Here is a 17030-nt window from a genome sequence, read left to right as displayed (position 1 = left end):
CGGTACGGCATGCACCCCAGCCACAGCTCTCTATCGAGTAACGATATCGTCGCACGATATCACGATCCGTGAAAGTATCGAGACCAGATATCGCGTTTCGATGTTGTTCGGATAGGCTTCTGCTAGGACCCGCCGTTGACGATCCACCGACGATGATCACAGTGAAGAAAGGTGCAACTGTGATAGACCAGCCGCCCCCGGCCCTGCGCCGACGTCACCTTCTTGGGATCTCGATATCGGCAGCCGGTGGGATCGCCCTCTCAGCATGCGCTAGCCGGCAGCCCAAGGCAGGCCACGCCGGCGCTGCCGGAGACGAAGAAGTGTCGGTCACTCCGCCCGAAGACTTGATGCGTGAGCACGGAGTGCTCAAGCGCGTCTTGCTGATCTATCGAGAAGGGATCCGCCGCCTGCAAGCCGGCGATCAGACGCCCGCCCAAGCGCTCAACGCGGGCGCTGGGATTATTCGAAGCTTCATCGAGGACTATCACGAGCGGCTCGAAGAACAATATGTTTTCCCCAAGCTGGAGCAGGCGGGCAAACTCATCGACATCACGCCCGTATTGCGCACCCAGCACAAACGCGGTCGAGCGCTCACCGACCGGGTGCTCACCGCCACCACCGGAGCTACGCCCGCTCGGCCGGCGCGAGAAGCCCTAATGCAGGACATGGCGGCGTTCAACCGGATGTATGAGCCCCATGAGGCACGCGAAGACACCGTCGTTTTCCCTGCGTTGCGTGACGTGGTGCCCGCTAAGGAGTTCCGCGACCTGGCTGAGATCTTCGAAGACGAGGAGCACCAACGGTTCGGCCAGGCCGGCTTTCAAGGGGTGGTCGACAAAGTCGCCGACATCGAAAAAAGCCTCGGCATCTACGAACTGAGCCAGTTCACCGCCATCTAAACCCAAAGTGCCGCGTCCTGTGCCTCATCGGATCTGCGCTCTGCCGCTTGTCCGGATTTGCCGACGGCTGGGGATTCCGCGTGCCTGCCGCCGGTGAGCGACCACATAACAGGTAGCTTCCCGACTTGTCAGCAAGCTGAAATTGGATTGACAAGCGCGACCTATGACACGACCCAATCGAGGTCGAACGCGTTGCCGATGGCGTCTGCTAGGGCTGGCTCCTGCGACGCGAGAAGGTAGCCGATTTGACGACCAAGGTCAGACACCGGGATCGTTTGGATGTTGTCGCAACTGACCACCGACGGTTGATTCAGCCCGTTCACGATGCCTACCGGGACTTCGGTGGCCAGCCCACGGACGGTCGTCGTGATTGGGCCGACGGTGACGTTGGTGAGGTGTGGACGCACGACCTCGCGGGTGAGAATCAGGACGGGTCTAGCTTTGTCAAGCTGGGCGATGTGGATGGGTCGCATCAGTCGATGTCGAGGACGGTACGAGCAGAGCGGCCGGCCAGCGCATCCAAATCACTCGGCGCTGACAAGCTGGCCGCGAGGATCTCCGCGTCGCGTTCGGCGAGACGACGGCGGCGTTCCCGTTCCAGCGCCCGCACCACGACAGCCGCACGGCTGCGGGCATGTTGTCCCCGGACTTCGTCATCGATGAAAGCGACGATCTCGTCGGGTAAGCGGACCGCAATTTGTGTGCTCACTTCATAGATGGTACCAGTTTGGTATGCACTTCATGGGCGCTAACCGAAAACACATCCACGCCTGGGCTCTACTGGGGGTCAAATGGGCTCGCACCACGACCTGAACGGGGAAAGGTAGATTACCGACTTGTCAGCAATGCCAAATTCTTTTGCCGTCAACACGCACTGCTCCAGACATTCTGGACCGGCACCAGTGGCTGCCAAGAGCGTGATGGCGCCCAAACCTGGCAGACCCGGGTCGCAGCGCGACTTCGGCGAACCACTGCTGAGCGCAACAACACCCGTGACATCGTAAGCTCACTGACGCCTCTGCACGACTGACTCGGTCGCGGACTCAGAGAGACTTGAACACGGCATGGTTGCCGATCCGGCGCCACCGGCAGCGAACTTCCCCGCCAACTGTGACCAGTTCGAAAGTGGCACGACCGTCAGGGCTAGCGAATGACCAGGTCATCTCGAGCACCCCGGGCGCGCCCTGGACCGACTTGACCCGCGGCGAGCTAGGCCAGGCGCCGGCGCACCCGCGCGCAAAACCGCGCCCACCGCATCGCGGCCGAACGCCGACAAAACAACTCAGCTACTTCGGACCAGCCCCACACCTCCAACGACGACGACGACCCAGCACCGTTCTGAATCGGCCGGTGCCACAGGGTCGTACCGTAAACGGGTGGCCAGAGCCCGCGACACCGACGCCTGCCCCGGCGCATTGCAGGTCCATCAGGGTGCCGACGGCGCATTGGCGCGGATCCGGTTGCCCGGCGGGATCATCAGCGCCGCCCAGTTGGCGGCGCTGGCCGACGCGGCCACTCGGCTTGGATCCGGAACGCTGGAGCTGACCGGGCGCGGCAATGTGCAGATCCGCGGGATCACCGACGCCGCGGCGGTGGCTGAGGCGGTGGCGACGGCGGGCTTGCTGCCGTCAGCGAACCATGAGCGGGTGCGCAATATCGTGGCGTCGCCGCTATCCGGCCGGGTTGGCGGTAACGCGGATGTTCGGCCGCTGGTCGCTGAGCTGGACGCCGCGATCCAGGCCGAGCCCGCGCTGGCGACGCTGCCGGGCCGGTTCTTGTTCGGTCTGGATGATGGTCGCGGCGACGTGTCGGGCCTGGGTGCCGACGTCGCTGCGCAGGTGGTCGACGACCACGCCGTCTTGCTGCTGGCCGGGCACCGCACCGGCGTCCGGCTCGCGGCAGGTGAGATGGTCGAGACGCTGGTCGCCGTCGCGGTGCGATTCGTCCAGACACGCGGAAGCGCTTGGCGGATAAGCGAATTAGCCGACGCTGCCGAGCTGTGGCCGGGGGCCGAGCTGGGCGATGGCTTTGTGCCGGCCATCCGGCCGCCGGTGGGCTGGATCGAGCAGGACGACGGCCGGGTCGCGCTGGGCGCCGCGGTGCCGCTGGGTGTGCTGTCGGCACGGGCCGCGGAGTACCTGGCCGCGGTCGAGGCGCCGCTGGTCATCACGCCGTGGCGCTCAGTGCTGGTGTGCGACCTCGACGACACCGTCGCCGACACGGCGCTGCGAGTGCTGGCGCCGTTGGGTTTGGTTTTCGACGAGAACTCGCCTTGGCTGACCGTCAGCGCCTGCATTGGCGCCCCGGGCTGCGCGCACTCGCTCGCCGACGTGCGCGCCGACGCCGCGCAGTCGCTGCCTACCGGCTCGGGCGTCCGCCGCCACTTCGTTGGCTGCGAACGCGCCTGCGGCGCCCCGCCGGCCGGTGAGGTGCTGATCGCCACCCCGGAGGGCTATCGACGGCGCAGGACTTAGGGTGAGCACGTGCTCGACTACCTGCGCGACGCCGCGGAGATCTACCGGCAATCGTTCGCGACGATCCGTGCCGAAGCGGACCTGAGCCGATTCCCCGCCGACGTAGAGCCCGTGGTCGTCCGGCTGATCCACACCTGCGGCCAGGTGGACGTCACAGAGCATGTCGCGTACACCGACGACGTCGTCGCTCGGGCCGGCGAAGCGTTGTCCGCAGGCGCTCCGGTGCTCTGCGACTCGTCGATGGTGGCCGCCGGCATCGCTGCGGCTCGGCTGCCCACCCATAACCAGGTCGTCTCGCTGGTCGCCGATCCTCGGGCGGCCCAGCTGGCGGCCCGACTGGACACCACCCGCTCGGCGGCCGGGGTCCAGCTGTGGGCAGATCGGCTGGCCGGCGCGGTGCTGGCCATCGGCAACGCACCGACGGCGTTGTTCCGCCTGCTCGAACTGCTCGACGAGGGCTACCCGGCGCCGGCCGCGGTGCTGGGCGGGCCTGTTGGCTTCGTCGGCTCGGCGCAGTCCAAACAGGAACTCATCGACCGTCCGCGCGGGATGTCGTATCTGGTGGTGCGGGGCCGTCGCGGCGGCAGTGCAATGGCCGCCGCCGCCGTCAACGCGATCGCCACGATCACCGAATGACTAGCCGCGGAATGCTTTTCGGCGTCGGGCTGGGGCCCGGCGACCCGGAACTGGTGACCGTCAAGGCTGCCCGGATCATCGGCGAAGCCGACGTGGTGGCCTACCACAGCGCTCGGCACGGCCGAAGTATCGCCCGCAGCATCGCCGAACCGTATCTGCAGCCCGGGCAAATCGAGGAGCACCTGATCTACCCGGTCACCACCGAAACGACCGATCATCCCGGCGGCTATGCCGGTGCGCTGGAGGACTTCTACACCGCTGCTGCCCAGCGCATCGCGGGACATTTGGACGCCGGCCGCAATGTGGCGCTGCTCGCCGAGGGCGATCCGTTGTTCTACAGCTCCTACATGCATTTGCACACTCGGCTCACACAGCGGTTCGACGCGGTGATCGTGCCGGGCGTGACGTCGCTCAGCGCGGCCTCGGCTGCCATCGCGACGCCGCTGGTCGCCGGTGACGACGTGCTGTCGGTGCTGCCGGCAACGTTGCCGGCCGGGGAATTGGCCCGCCGGCTCGCCGACTGCGACGCCGCGGTGATCCTCAAACTGGGTCGCTCGTATCCAGCTGTGCGGGAAGCACTTTTAGCTGCCGGTCAGCTTGACGCCGCATTGTATGTGGAACGGGCCAGCACCCCCGGGCAACGGGTGCTGGCCGCCGCTGACGTCGATGACACCAGCGTGCCGTACTTCTCGCTGGCGATACTGCCTGGCGGACGGCGACAGGCGTCACGGCGCGCGGGCGTCGCTGTCGTCGGCCTGGGCCCCGGACACAGCGACTGGATGACGCCGGAAAGCCGCCGCGAACTCGCCGCCGCCACCGACCTGATCGGCTATGCGCCCTATCTGGAACGCATTCCGGCCCGCGACGGTCAGCGTCGTCACCCCAGCGACAACACCGACGAACCCGCCCGGGCGCGGCTGGCCTGCTCTCTGGCCGAACAAGGGCACGCCGTCGCCGTGGTGTCCTCGGGTGATCCCGGGGTGTTCGCGATGGCTACCGCGGTAATCGAGGAGGTCAAACAGTGGCCCGGTGTGCAGGTGCGGGTGGTCCCGGCGATGACGGCCGCCCAGGCCGTCGCGAGCCGCGTCGGCGCACCGCTGGGTCACGACTATGCGGTGATTTCGCTTTCTGACCGGCTCAAGCCGTGGACTGTGATCGCCGAGCGCCTTGCCGCCGCGGCCGCGGCCGACCTGGTGCTGGCCATCTACAACCCGGCCTCTAGGACGCGAACCTGGCAGGTCGGCGCGATGCGCGACTTGCTGCTGGCCCACCGCGACCCCGGCACCCCGGTGGTGATCGGTCGAGACGTCTCCGGGCCGGGTGAACTGGTCCGGGTGGTCCGCCTCGATGGGCTCGACCCGACCGACGTCGACATGCGCTGCCTGCTGATTGTCGGGTCGTCGCAGACCCAGTGGCATTCGGTCGACTCGACCGACCGAGTCTTCACCCCGCGCCGCTACCCCTGCTGATTCACCGCCGGTTTCGGCAACAGCCTCGAGCATGCGTCGGAAATGCTCCATGTTGGCTTCGCCGCTCCGGCTGCGGATTTGCTCGTCGAGGGCCGATGCAGCACGCCGGCGCGTCGTCACGAATGCGACGAGCAAGCGCAGGAAAATCACCTCCTCGTGCTGAGAAACCTGCTTGCCAACAACGACTTCAGGAACGACGTTCGGAACGTGCCTCCCGATGCTTCGCCTGACCAAACCGCCGCAGTTATGGGTGATTACTATCAACTCTCACGGCGACCTCATCGCTTCGGTCACCGGCCAGCCACGTCAATGGGTCGTACCCGCCGGCAGCCTAGATTGATGCGGCCCATTCGACCGCCTCGTCCACGCCGTCAGCGGTCGCCACTCCGGGCGGCTGCGGCGGACGGCTCACCATGACGACCGGGATATCCAGCGCCGCAGCGGCATCCAGCTTCGCCCGGGTCATCTCCCCGCCGCTGTTCTTCGTGACCAGCGCGTCGATGCGATGCTCGCGCAGCAGTGCGAATTCCCCGTCGTAGCGATACGGGCCGCGGGATAGCACCACCTGGCGCCGACGCGGCAACACAGCGCCGTCCGGCGCGGTGACGGCGCGGATCAAAAACCACGCATGGCTGTCGGCGAACGCCCCGACACCGGATCTGCCCGTCGTGAGAAACACCCGCGCAAACCGTTGCCGGGCGACGGCTTCGGCAGCCTGACTGTCGGAGGCCACCACAAGGGCGTCGCCGGGATCCCAGGCAGGGCGGGCCAGCAATAGATACGGCACGTTTAACGAGTCGCAGGCTTGCGCAGCATGCGCGGTAATGGTCGCCGCAAACGGATGGGTGGCGTCGATGACCGCGTCAATATGCTCGTTGCACAACCATTTCCGTAAGCCACCGACGCCGCCGAACCCGCCGATCCGCACCGCGCCGACCGGCAACGCCGGGTCCGGGATCCGTCCGGCCAGCGAGCTGACGATGTCGACGTCCGGATGCAGCCGCGCGGCCAATGCCCGAGCTTCGGCAGTACCGCCCAGCAGCAAGATCCGCATCAGCGCCTGCTCCCCCTGCTGCGTCCGACGGAATACAGGTAGCTGTCGGAGAATCCCTCGGCGGCCAGCACATCGCCGACGACGATAACCGCGGTCTTGGTGATCGCGGCGTCGCGCATCTGCTCGGCGATATCGGCCAGCGTGCCGCGCAGCACCCTCTGCTGCGGCCAGCTGGCGTAAGCCACTACCGCAGCGGGGGTTTCGGGCCGGTAGCTGGCCAGGAGCTCGGTGACGATGGCGTCGATCTGGGCGGCGGCCAAATGCAGGACCAGGGTGGAGCGGGGCTGAGCAAGGGTCGCAAGGTCTTCGCCGGGCGGCATCGGCGTCGACAACGTCGCGATCCGGGTCAGCGTCACCGTCTGCGCCACACCCGGCACGGTGAGCTCGCGGCCTAGCGCCGCCGCAGCGGCGGCGAAAGCTGGTACCCCGGGCACGATTTCGTAGCCGATCTGCAGCGCATCGAGTCGGCGGCACTGCTCGGCCAGCGCGCTGTACAGCGACGGGTCGCCGGAGTGCAGCCGCGCCACGTCGTGGCCGGCCGAGTCGGCATCGGCGATCTCGGCGATGATCTGCTCCAGGGTCAGTGGGCCGGTGTCGACAATCCGCGCCTCGGACGGGCAGAGTGCCAGCAGGTCGGCTGGCATGATCGATCCGGCATACAGACATACCGGGCATCGGCGCAGCAACCGCTGCCCACGGACCGTGATCAGATCGGCCGCGCCCGGGCCGGCGCCAATGAAGTAAACGGTCACTGCTTGGTCATCTCCCACTGGGTTATCGGCAGCCGCGGTCGCCAGCCGGTGAAGCCACTCAGCGGCTCCCCCTGATAATGCTGGAAACGCTGCAGCCTCCCGCCGAGACGAGAATATGCCAGCGCCACAGCGGCTTCTGATTCGACAGTGACGGCGTTGGCAACCAGGCGGCCACCGGCGGGCAGATACTGCAGGCTGGAATCCAAGAGGCCAAGCTGGGTCAGTCCACCGCCGACGAAGATCGCCGACGGCGCCGGCGCACCGTCGAACCCGCCGGGCGCCTCGCCGCGCAACTCGACGCTGACACCGTGGGCAGCGGCGTTGAAACCTATGTTGCTGCGCCGTGATTCGTCGCGTTCGAACGCCACCGCCGTGCAGCCGCGCCAGCTGCGGCACCACTCGACGGCGATGCTGCCCGAGCCGGATCCGATGTCCCACAACAACTGCCCCGGCCGCGGCGCCAACGCCGCCAACGTCACGGCTCGAATCGCGTGTTTGGTGATCTGCCCGTCGTGGACGAAGGCGTTGTCGGGCAACGACGACACCCGCTCGTCGGGCAGGTAGCGGACCGCGATCACGTTGAGGTCGTCGACGCCGGAGGGAGGGTGGGCGGCCCACTGTCGCGCGGTGCCGTCGCGGCGATGCTCTTGCGGGCCACCGAGTTGTTCGAGGACGGTGAGTTCCGAGTCGCCGCGGCCGTACGCGTTGAGCAGCGCCGCCAGCGTCGTGGGCGTGGATCGGTCGTTGGACAGCACGATTGCCCGGCCGCCGCGGCGCACCGCGGTGTGTGGCGGCGCGGTGACCAGGCTGATCACCTCGGTGTCCGGCACGGTCCAGCCCATCCGCGCGCAGGCCAAGGTCACCGACGACACCTGCGGGAAGACGCGAACGTTTTCGGCGCCGTGCAACCGGATGAGCGTGCCGCCGATCCCGTGCAGCAGGGGGTCGCCGCTGGCCACGACGTGGATGTCCTCGGTGCGGTCGTCGAGCAGCCTTTCCAAGGCTGGCAGCATGGGCGACGGCCATTCCCGCCGGGGCGCCGCAACCGTGTCGTCGAGCAGGTCGAGCTGGCGTCTGGAGCCGTAAACGACGGTGGCCCTTCGTAACTCACGACGGGACGCCTCCGATAATCCCGGCATCCCGTCGGCGCCGATCCCCACCACGGTAATTATCATCGCGGCATCCTGCGCCAGATGAACTGCGGCAGCAGCCGCATCACGACAGAGGCGGGCCCCAATGCCCACGGAATCCACACCGTGCGTCGGCCCTTGGCGAGCGCTCGCGCGGTCGCGGCGGCGACCTTCTCAGGCGTGCTGGGCAACGGGGCCGGCGTCATGCCCTGCGTCATCCGCCCGATGACGAACCCCGGCCGAACGATCAGGACCCGCACCCCGGTGCCGTGCAGCGCGTCGGCCAATCCGCTGGCGAACCCGTCCAGCCCCGCCTTCGCCGAGCCGTACACGTAGTTGGCCCGCCGCACGCGTGCACCGGCGATCGACGAGAACACCACCAGCGATCCCCGGCCGGCCTGCCGCATCGCGGCGGCCAAACATGTGAGCAGGCTGACGTGCGCCACATAGTCCGTGTGCACGACGGCGACCGCATGTGCAGCGTCGGTCTCGGCGCGGGCCTGATCGCCAAGGATCCCGAACGCCAGCACCGCAATCTCGATCGGGCCGTGATCGGCAATGAGCGAGTCGACCAGCGGGCCGTGCGAGTCGAGGTCGTCGGCATCGAACTCTTTTGCGTGTACGCCCGTCGCACCCGCGGCGAGCACGGCCGCGACCTGGTCGGCCAGCTGGTCGGCTTTGCGGGCCGCCAGTATCACCGTGGCGCCGGGAGCCAGCCGACGCGCGAGTTCGATCCCGATCTCGCTGCGGCCGCCGAGGAGCAAAACCGTCCTAGGCGCAGAAGCCCCCGTGTCATCCACGGCTGCGATTATCACCTGCGCTAGCGTGAGCCGTGATGGCGAACTCCACTGCCCGGCTGACCAACGATGCGTTGGCGTTTCTCACGGAGCGCCATCTCGCCATGCTGACCACGCTGCGAGCCGACAATTCCCCGCATGTGGTGGCGGTGGGTTTCACCTTCGACCCGAAGACCCACATCGCCCGGGTGATCACCACCGGCGGCTCGCAGAAGGCCGTCAACGCCGAACGCGGCGGGGTCGCGGTGCTCAGTCAGGTCGACGGGGCCCGCTGGCTCTCGCTTGAGGGCCGGGCCAGCGTAAACAGGGAAATTGACGCGGTGCGCGACGCCGAGTTGCGCTACGCGCAGCGCTACCGCACACCCAGGGCCAACCCCCGACGAGTGGTCATCGAGGTGCAGGTGCAGCGAGTACTCGGGTCCGCGGATCTGCTGACCCGGCAAAACTGACCGGCTCGCTAGACGAGGGTGGCGCCGGGCGCGCGAATCACCAACGGCACCGCTGGGAAATAGGCCGCCAGCTCCGGTCGGGATTTGGCCAGTGCGGCGGTGCCGTAACCGCGATGCCGGCAGTCAGGACGGATCCAGATCCGGACGTGAACCTCGTGGTCTTCGAGTTCGCCGAAAACCATGCCGACCTTCTCGTCGCCGTCGACTGCCACGAACCAGGCGGCCTCTTCGGCGTCGATCCGATCCTGCGCCGAGCGGATCTCGTCGTCGAGCCCCCTGGCCGGGGCACCCGACCCGTCGCCTTTGGCGCCCACCTCCTCGGTGCGGGCGGCGAAGATATCGCGGTCGGACGCCGCGGAGAAGGGGCGGAGCACCAAGCTGTCGCCGGAGCTGGCGGGCCGGTCCTTGAAGGTGAAACTCAAGATGTTGTTCAGGTCTTCGAGCTCGGCGGCGATCTTCTTACGCGAGTCTTTGGTCAGCTGATCGAACGACATGCCGATCACCGCCTCGGCGCCCAACCGCGAGGTGGCCAGCAGCGTGACGATGCCGTCGACCGCCGACGACCGGTCGCCGGCCTCGACAATCAGGTCCAGCACCTCGTGGCGTCGTTCCAACGCGTTGAGGAAGGCGTCGGCGATTTCTCGGCGGGCGGCGGCGCGGTCGTGATCGGTCATCGGTCGAGGATAGCCCTAGATGGGCACGACGATCAGGTCGTGCGGGCGGTTGTTGAGCGGCAGGGCGCCGTCTTCGGACACCACCACGATGTCTTCGATGCGCGCGCCCCAGCGGCCGGGGAAGTAAATCCCGGGCTCGACCGAAAACGCCATGCCCGCCTGCAGCGGCAAGTCATTGCCCGCAACGATGTACGGCTCTTCATGCACCGACAATCCGATGCCGTGCCCGGTGCGGTGCACGAAATAGTCGCCGAGGCCGGCCTCGGCCAACACGCTGCGGGCAGCGGCATCCACCTGTTCGGCGGTCACCCCTGGACGCACCGCGTCGACGGCGGCGCGTTGTGCCCGCTGCAGCACTGAATACTGTTGTGCCACTTCGGGGCTGGCTTCCCCAATGCTGTAGGTGCGGGTGGAGTCGGAGTGGTATCCGGGCTGGTATGCGCCGCCGATGTCGACGACGACGACGTCACCGACGCGAAGCTCGCGATCCGAGTACTCGTGGTGTGGGTCTGCACCATGCGGGCCGGAACCGACGATGACGAACGCCACCTCCGAATGCCCTTCGGCAACAATGGCTTCGGCGATATCCGCGGCGACGTCGGCCTCCGTTCGGCCGGGGAGGAGAAAATCCGGCACCCGGGAATGCACGCGGTCGATGGCCGCGCCGGCCTTGCGCAGCGCGTCGATCTCAGAAGCATCCTTGACCATCCGCAGTCCCCGCAGCACGCCGGTCGCCAGCACCGGGACGACGCCCAGAACATCGGCTAGCGGCAACAGATGCAGCGCGGGCATCGAATCGGTGACGGCGGTCGCCGCGGGTGCGCCGCCGAGGGCCTGGGCGGCCAGGTGGTAGGGGTCGTCGCCGTCGACCCAATCCCGCACCGCCAGGCCGAGGTCCGAGGCGGCGGACTGTTTCAGCGAAGCCAGCTCCATTCGCGGCACCACCACGGTCGGGTCGCCGGCGACCGGCAGCACCAGCGCGGTGAGCCGCTCGAAGGTCTGCGCGCGCGAGCCGAGCAGATACCGCAAGTCATAGCCCGGGGTAATCAGCAGGCCGGCCAGGCCTGCCTCGGCGGTAGCGGAGGTCGCCGCCGCGATCCGGCGGCCGTAGACGTCTGCGTTGAAGCGGTGTGAACCCATCCTGGCAGGATATCGACCATGCCCGCGCCGCTGCTGCTGCTTGACGGCGCCAGCATGTGGTTTCGGTCCTACTACGGCGTGCCGTCCTCGATCACCTCCCCCGACGGCCGGCCGGTGAACGCGGTCCGCGGCTTCTTGGACTCCGTGGCCATGCTGATCACCCGACAGCGGCCCAGCCGCTTGGTGGTGTGCCTGGATCTGGACTGGCGCCCGCAATTCCGGGTGGACCGCATCCCGTCGTACAAGGCGCACCGCGTCACCGAAGAACACCCCGACGGCCAACCAGATGCCGAGGAAGTGCCCGACGAGTTGTCTGTCCAGGTCGAGATGATCTCCGAAATCCTCGACGCGTTCGGCATCTGCACCGGCGGCGCGCAGGGTTTCGAAGCCGACGACGTGATCGGCACGTTGGCCGCCCGGGAGCGGCGTGACCCGGTGATCGCCGTCAGCGGCGACCGCGACCTGCTACAGGTGGTCGGCGATGATCCGGTGTCCGTTCGAGTGCTCTATCTCGGACGCGGACTGACCAACGCCACGCTGCTGGGTCCCGCCGAGGTAGCCGAGCGCTACGGCGTCCCCGCCGACCGGGCTGGCGCCGGCTATGCCGAGCTGGCGCTGCTGCGCGGCGACCCATCTGACGGGCTTCCCGGCGTTGCCGGCATCGGTGAAAAAACCGCCGCGGCGCTGCTCGCGCAGCACGGCTCCCTGGCGGGCATCTTGGCCGCAGTCGGCGACCCCAAATCGTCGCTGTCGAAGGGTTTGCGAACCAAGCTGCGCAACGCCGCCGACTACATCGAAGCCGCCGGCCCGGTGGTGCGAGTGACCACCGATGCGCCTGTCACGCTGTCGACGCCGACCGACGCGATTCCGCTGGTGGCGGCGGACCCGCCGCGGACTGCGGAGCTGGCGACCCGGTTCGGGGTCGCCTCACCGATCGCGCGGTTGCAGAAGGCGCTCGACGCGCTGCCGGGGTGAGCGGCCGCTATTTAGGCCGACCCACCTCGTAGGTGCCCTTATTGTCCTGGAAGGTCACCGTCACCTGGCGCTTGGCGCCGTCGATGCTGACGTCGCAGTCGAAGCTGCTGCCCTTTTTGACCGTCGGGTTCTGGCCGTCGTTGCATTTGACGTCTTTGACGTTCTTCGCCCCGTAGCCGTTGGTGTTATCGGTGAGGATCTGCTGTACACCGGCCTGAGCCTTATTGACGTCCAGTTTGGTGGTCACGAAAAACCCGGGCTGCCAGAACCCCAGCACCAGCACGACCACGACGACGACGACGGCGAACACGCCGATTACCGTGCCGATCACCGCCCGCGACCGCTTCCGGCCTGCGGGGGGCTGGCCGTAGGGCCCCGGGTACTGGCCGTACTGGCCCGGCTGCGGGTATTGGCCGGGCTGGCCGTACTGGCCCGCCTGCCCGTACTGGCCCGGCTGCGGGCATTGGCCGGGCTGCGGATACTGGCCGGGCTGGCCGCCGTACTGGCCCGGCTGCGGGTAGCCCGCGGGCTGGCCGAACGGCTGGGACGGCGGGTAGTACTGCGGGGGCGGCTGCTGGTACTGCCCGTATTCAGTGGGCGTGTAGGCGGGCGCATGCCACGTCGGTTGGTCACCGACGGGCGACTGCCAGGTCTGCTCGCCGGATGGCTGCTGCCAGGGTGACGCCTGCTGGATCGGTTCCTCGCCGGATTGCTGACCTTCCCCTCGGGGCGGCTGCCACGGTTGCGTCGGGTCGGGCCCGTGCGGTCCGCTCATCGTGTGTCTGTCCTCTCGGTCCTGCTTGCAGTCTCGTCGTCGAATGCAACCGTAGCTCCGGCTCAGCCTACCGGGCGTCAACTGCGACGACGCCGCGCCGAATGGCGTCGATCGCGCGTTTGGCAGTCGCCCGCAGCTCGGGTTGGGGAGCGGCGTTGCGAACCTGGTCCAGCAAATCAAGCACCTGCCGACACCAGCGCACGAAATCCCCGGGCGACAGGGGTGAACCCGCGCCCTCGGAGTCAGCGGCGGCCAAGGCGGCGACCAGGTCAGCGCTGCTGGCCCAGCGGTAGATGGCCGCGACGAAGCCGTCGTCGGGCTCACGACTCAGCGTGACGCGGTGCCGGTGCTCGTCGGCGCGTAACTCCTCCGACAGTCGCCGCGTGCGGTGCAGCGCGTGGCGCAACCGCGCGGTGGGCACCTCCGCGTTTCGCGGCGGCCCCGGGCCATCTCCGCCCCGCGACTCATAGAGCACCGCCGAGATCACGGCGGCCAACTCCGTGTCGCGCAAACCGGCCCACGCGCCGGTGCGCAGGCATTCAACCACCAAAAGGTCGCTCTCACTGTAAATCCGGGCCAGCAGCCGCCCGTCGTCGGTTACTGTCAGGTCACCGTCGGTCGGCTGGATGAACCCGCGCTCGGTGAGAAGCCCGACGATCCGGTCGAAGGTACGCGCCAACGAATTGGTGGCGGCGGCCACCTTCTTTTCCAGCGCAGCATTGTCGCGTTCGATGCGTAGATACCGCTGCGCCAACCGCACTTGGGCCTCCCGACCGGGTTCGCGGTGGATTGGGTGACGATGCATCTGCTCACGTAGCGACACCAGCTCGGGGTCGGCATCGCGCCGCTGCGTACGGTTGCCCCTGGATTGTCCGAGGCCACCCGAAACCGGTAATTCCTGCGCGGCCGACCGCAGCGCCGCCGCCAGATCGCGGCGAACCCGCGGCTGCCGGTGTTCGACCCGCTTGGGCAACGTCATCGAGCCCACGGGCGCAGGCGCGCCGGAATACTCGGCCGACGAAATCCGGCCGGCCCAGCGGTGTTCGCTCAGCACCAACGGCCGGGGGTCGTCGCCGTCCCGATCGGGCTCCAGCACGACCGCCAAGCCGCCTCGGCGGCCGTGCGTGATCGTGATGATGTCACCACGGCGCAGCGCCGCCAGCGCGTCATTGGCCGCCTGCCGGCGTTGCAATCGAGACGCGCGGGCGTGCGCCCGCTCGTGTTGGGTGATCTGGTCCCGCAGCCGCGCGTACTCGAGGACCGGCGAATCGCTTCCACCGAGGTCGGCTGCGACCTCGTCGAGCATCCGCTGCCCGCGCTCGACGCCGCGGACCAGGCTTACCACTGACCGATCGGCCTGATACTGGGCGAACGACTGCTCCAGCAGCCGGTGGGCCTGCTCGGGGCCGACCCGGTTCACCAGGTTGATCGTCATGTTGTACGACGGCGCGAACGAGCTGCGCAGCGGAAAGGTGCGGGTGGAGGCCAGGCCCGCGACTTCGGCCGGTTCGCTGCTGGGATCGCCGGGTTGCCAGAGCACCACGGCGTGGCCTTCGATGTCGATGCCCCGCCTGCCGGCCCGCCCGGTGAGCTGGGTGTACTCGCCCGGCGTCAGCGGGAGGTGCTGCTCGCCGTTGAACTTCACCAGCCGTTCCAGCACCACCGTGCGGGCCGGCATGTTGATGCCCAGCGCCAGCGTTTCGGTGGCGAAGACGGCTTTGATCAGCCCGGCGGTGAACAGCTCCTCGACGGTGTGCCGGAACACCGGCAACAGTCCGGCGTGGTGGGCGGCGATGCCGCGCAGCAGCCCGTCCCGCCAGTCGTAGTAGCCGAGCACGGCCAGGTCGTCGTCCGCCAGATCGCCGCAGCGATGGTCGATCACCTCGGCGATCTGCGCCCGGCCCTCCTCGGTGGTCAGCCGCAACGGCGACCGCAGGCACTGCGCGACCGCGGCGTCGCAACCGGCCCGGGAGAACACGAAAGTGATTGCCGGCAGCAGGCCCTCGGAGTCGAGCATGGCAATCACGTCCGGCCGCGACGGCGGTCGGTAAAAACCCGGCCGGCCGGCCCGGCCCGGCCCTCCCCTTCCCCCATGCCGACGGGGCCCACGCCAGTCCGAGAGCTGATCGGCCTCGCGGCGATGGGCGATGTGGCGCAGAAGGTTTGGGTCGACGATCGGCTGTCGCCGCTCACCCGCGCGGTCGGCGTCGTAGTCGAAAAGGTCGAAGATGCGTTTGCCGACCAGCATGTGCTGCCAGAGCGGGACCGGGCGGTGATCGTCGACGACCACGGCGGTGTCGCCGCGCACGGTCTGGATCCAGCCGCCGAACTCCTCGGCATTGCTCACCGTCGCCGACAGGCTGACCAAGCGCACGTCGTCGGGCAGATGCAGGATGACCTCTTCCCACACCGCGCCGCGCATCCGGTCGGCGAGGAAGTGCACTTCATCCATCACCACATAGGAAAGTCCTCGCAGCACAGGCGAATCAGCGTAAAGCATGTTGCGCAGCACTTCGGTGGTCATCACCACGACGGGTGCGTTGGCGTTGACCGACAGGTCGCCGGTGAGCAATCCGATCTGGTCTTTGCCGTAGCGGGCCACGAAATCGCTGTGCTTCTGGTTGCTCAGCGCTTTCAGCGGCGTGGTGTAGAAGCATTTGCCGCCGGCCGCGAGCGCCAAGTGCACCGCGAACTCGCCGACGGCGGTCTTCCCTGCTCCGGTCGGCGCGCACACCAGCACACCGTGGCCGTTTTCCAGTGCCGCACAAGCCTGCTGCTGAAAGGGGTCGAGTTTAAAGGCCAATTCCGCGGTGAACCGGGCCAATTCGCCGGCGGGGCTAGGTGACGTCGTCATGGGCTCCGGCGATGCCGGTCGGTGCCGCGACCGCCGACGGCGGGTCGATCACCGAGGCGTCGTCGTCGGCCGGGGCTTCAGCGGCAGTTAGCGCTTCGCGTTTGGCTTTCCGTTTGTCGTGTATCCGGGCGATCTGGATGGCCAGTTCCAGCAGCAGGGTCAGCGCCAGACCCAGAGCCGTCATCGAGAACGGGTCGGAACCCGGCGTGAAAATCGCTGCCAACACGAACATCACGAAGATCAGGCCGCGCCGCCAGGACCGTAGCCGAACATAGCTCGCTATCCCGACGAAGTTGAGCATCACGATCAAGAGCGGAAACTCGAAGCTGATACCGAAGACCATCAGCAGGTTGATCAGGAAACCGAAATACTTCTCGCCGGACAACGCGGTCACCTGCACATCGCTGCCGACGGTCAGCAGGAAATGCAATGCCTTGGACAGCACAAGATAAGCCAGCACCGCGCCGCTGACGAACAAGGTGGCCGCCGGGATCACAAACGCCACCGCGAAGCGACGCTCCTTGCGGTACAACCCCGGCGTGATGAAAGCCCAGAGTTGGTAGAACCACATCGGACAAGCCAGCACGATCCCCGCGGTCAGCCCCACTTTCAGCCGCAGCATGAACTGGTCGAACGGCGCGGTGGCCAGCAGCCGGCACTGGCCGTCGGCGCTGATATCCGCCCGCGCCGACGGCGGCAGCGAGCAGTACGGGTGGCGAAGCCGTTCGCCCAGGCTTTCCATTCCGAACAGCGAATGCGAATACCAGATGAAGCCCAGCGCCGTGGTGACTGCGATCGTCGCCAGCGAGATCAGTAACCGCGCGCGCAGTTCGGTGAGATGGGCGACCAGCGACATGGTCCCGTCGGGGTTGGTGCGGCTGCGACGGAGTCGCGGATCTAGCCGCCTGAATAAACCGGTGGTGCGCACAGTGAGTAGGCGCTCGGGCACCAC

At 67.7% G+C, this 17030-nt stretch carries 17 protein-coding genes; 6 read left to right on the top strand and 11 right to left on the bottom strand.

Annotated features, from left to right (window positions below):
* Window positions 1–152 precede the first annotated feature (152 nt).
* On the top strand, window positions 153–899 hold the full coding sequence (locus tag M5I08_RS13345) for a hemerythrin domain-containing protein (RefSeq protein WP_219067762.1): 747 nt from the start codon (window positions 153–155) through the stop codon (window positions 897–899).
* Between the two features lie 161 nt (window positions 900–1060).
* On the opposite strand, the gene M5I08_RS13340 is transcribed toward M5I08_RS13345, so the two are convergent.
* Together M5I08_RS13340 and M5I08_RS13335 are read right to left on the bottom strand one after the other, a co-directional pair.
* Window positions 1061–1372 (bottom strand): type II toxin-antitoxin system PemK/MazF family toxin, encoded by a 312-nt coding sequence (locus M5I08_RS13340; RefSeq protein WP_219067761.1) that lies wholly within the window; start codon window positions 1370–1372, stop codon window positions 1061–1063.
* Entirely contained in the window at window positions 1372–1608 is a 237-nt protein-coding gene (locus M5I08_RS13335) for a YlcI/YnfO family protein (RefSeq protein WP_219067760.1), read from the bottom strand. Before M5I08_RS13335 ends, M5I08_RS13340 begins: the two co-directional genes overlap by 1 nt.
* A 667-nt stretch (window positions 1609–2275) precedes the next feature.
* Between M5I08_RS13335 and cobG the strand changes: the two genes are divergently transcribed.
* Genes cobG through M5I08_RS13320 form a run of 3 tightly spaced genes read left to right on the top strand, consistent with a single transcriptional unit; the run spans window position 2276 to window position 5478 of the window.
* Window positions 2276–3373, top strand: a complete 1098-nt coding sequence (cobG, locus tag M5I08_RS13330; protein ID WP_219067759.1) for a precorrin-3B synthase — start codon at window positions 2276–2278, stop codon at window positions 3371–3373.
* A gap of 9 nt (window positions 3374–3382) precedes the next feature.
* Window positions 3383–4009, top strand: coding sequence for a precorrin-8X methylmutase (locus M5I08_RS13325; protein WP_219067758.1), 627 nt, complete (start codon window positions 3383–3385; stop codon window positions 4007–4009).
* Window positions 4006–5478 carry a precorrin-2 C(20)-methyltransferase gene (locus M5I08_RS13320; protein ID WP_219067757.1) on the top strand — a complete coding sequence of 491 codons (1473 nt, stop codon included), beginning with the start codon at window positions 4006–4008 and terminating at the stop codon, window positions 5476–5478. The genes M5I08_RS13325 and M5I08_RS13320 overlap by 4 nt, the downstream gene beginning before the upstream one ends.
* A 331-nt stretch (window positions 5479–5809) precedes the next feature.
* On the opposite strand, the gene M5I08_RS13315 is transcribed toward M5I08_RS13320, so the two are convergent.
* The 4 genes from M5I08_RS13315 to dprE2 are packed head-to-tail and all read right to left on the bottom strand — an operon-like array spanning window position 5810 to window position 9214.
* Window positions 5810–6532, bottom strand: a complete 723-nt coding sequence (locus tag M5I08_RS13315; protein ID WP_219067756.1) for a cobalt-precorrin-6A reductase — start codon at window positions 6530–6532, stop codon at window positions 5810–5812.
* Window positions 6532–7284 (bottom strand): precorrin-4 C(11)-methyltransferase, encoded by a 753-nt coding sequence (cobM, locus tag M5I08_RS13310; RefSeq protein WP_219067755.1) that lies wholly within the window; start codon window positions 7282–7284, stop codon window positions 6532–6534. Before cobM ends, M5I08_RS13315 begins: the two co-directional genes overlap by 1 nt.
* Complete coding sequence (cbiE, locus tag M5I08_RS13305; protein WP_219067783.1) at window positions 7281–8456, bottom strand: precorrin-6y C5,15-methyltransferase (decarboxylating) subunit CbiE; 1176 nt, start codon at window positions 8454–8456, stop codon at window positions 7281–7283. Before cbiE ends, cobM begins: the two co-directional genes overlap by 4 nt.
* Window positions 8456–9214, bottom strand: a complete 759-nt coding sequence (gene dprE2, locus M5I08_RS13300) for a decaprenylphospho-beta-D-erythro-pentofuranosid-2-ulose 2-reductase (protein ID WP_219067754.1) — start codon at window positions 9212–9214, stop codon at window positions 8456–8458. The genes cbiE and dprE2 overlap by 1 nt, the downstream gene beginning before the upstream one ends.
* Window positions 9215–9249: 35 nt before the next feature.
* On the opposite strand from dprE2, the gene M5I08_RS13295 reads away from it, so the two are divergent.
* The gene (locus M5I08_RS13295) at window positions 9250–9660 is read left to right on the top strand and encodes a F420-dependent biliverdin reductase (protein ID WP_219067753.1); all 411 of its coding nucleotides are present in this window, start codon (window positions 9250–9252) and stop codon (window positions 9658–9660) included.
* 8 nt (window positions 9661–9668) lie between these two features.
* On the opposite strand, the gene M5I08_RS13290 is transcribed toward M5I08_RS13295, so the two are convergent.
* Both M5I08_RS13290 and M5I08_RS13285 read right to left on the bottom strand, forming a co-directional pair.
* Window positions 9669–10334: a GNAT family N-acetyltransferase gene (locus M5I08_RS13290; RefSeq protein WP_219067752.1), complete on the bottom strand. Its 666-nt coding sequence runs from the start codon at window positions 10332–10334 to the stop codon at window positions 9669–9671.
* 15 nt (window positions 10335–10349) lie between these two features.
* Window positions 10350–11474 carry a M24 family metallopeptidase gene (locus tag M5I08_RS13285; protein WP_219067751.1) on the bottom strand — a complete coding sequence of 375 codons (1125 nt, stop codon included), beginning with the start codon at window positions 11472–11474 and terminating at the stop codon, window positions 10350–10352.
* 18 nt (window positions 11475–11492) lie between these two features.
* Here M5I08_RS13285 and M5I08_RS13280 point away from each other — a divergent pair, with 18 nt between their 5' ends.
* The gene (locus tag M5I08_RS13280; protein WP_219067750.1) at window positions 11493–12449 is read left to right on the top strand and encodes a 5'-3' exonuclease; all 957 of its coding nucleotides are present in this window, start codon (window positions 11493–11495) and stop codon (window positions 12447–12449) included.
* A 7-nt stretch (window positions 12450–12456) separates the two neighbouring features.
* Here the strand turns inward: M5I08_RS13280 and M5I08_RS13275 are convergent, their stop codons facing one another.
* The 3 genes from M5I08_RS13275 to tatC all read right to left on the bottom strand — a co-directional run bounded on the left by M5I08_RS13275 (window position 12457) and on the right by tatC (window position 17006).
* Window positions 12457–13224: a DUF4333 domain-containing protein gene (locus M5I08_RS13275; protein WP_219067749.1), complete on the bottom strand. Its 768-nt coding sequence runs from the start codon at window positions 13222–13224 to the stop codon at window positions 12457–12459.
* Between the two features lie 67 nt (window positions 13225–13291).
* On the bottom strand, window positions 13292–16078 hold the full coding sequence (locus M5I08_RS13270) for a DEAD/DEAH box helicase (RefSeq protein WP_219067748.1): 2787 nt from the start codon (window positions 16076–16078) through the stop codon (window positions 13292–13294).
* Window positions 16062–17006: a twin-arginine translocase subunit TatC gene (gene tatC / locus M5I08_RS13265; RefSeq protein WP_219067782.1), complete on the bottom strand. Its 945-nt coding sequence runs from the start codon at window positions 17004–17006 to the stop codon at window positions 16062–16064. The genes M5I08_RS13270 and tatC overlap by 17 nt, the downstream gene beginning before the upstream one ends.
* Window positions 17007–17030: the final 24 nt, after the last annotated feature.

It is taken from the genome of Candidatus Mycobacterium methanotrophicum (genome assembly GCF_023515995.1).
GTDB classification, from domain to species: Bacteria; Actinomycetota; Actinomycetes; order Mycobacteriales; family Mycobacteriaceae; genus Mycobacterium; species Mycobacterium methanotrophicum.
Note: the sequence above shows the minus strand (reverse complement) of the source record. Positions and strands in the feature narration are given on the sequence as shown.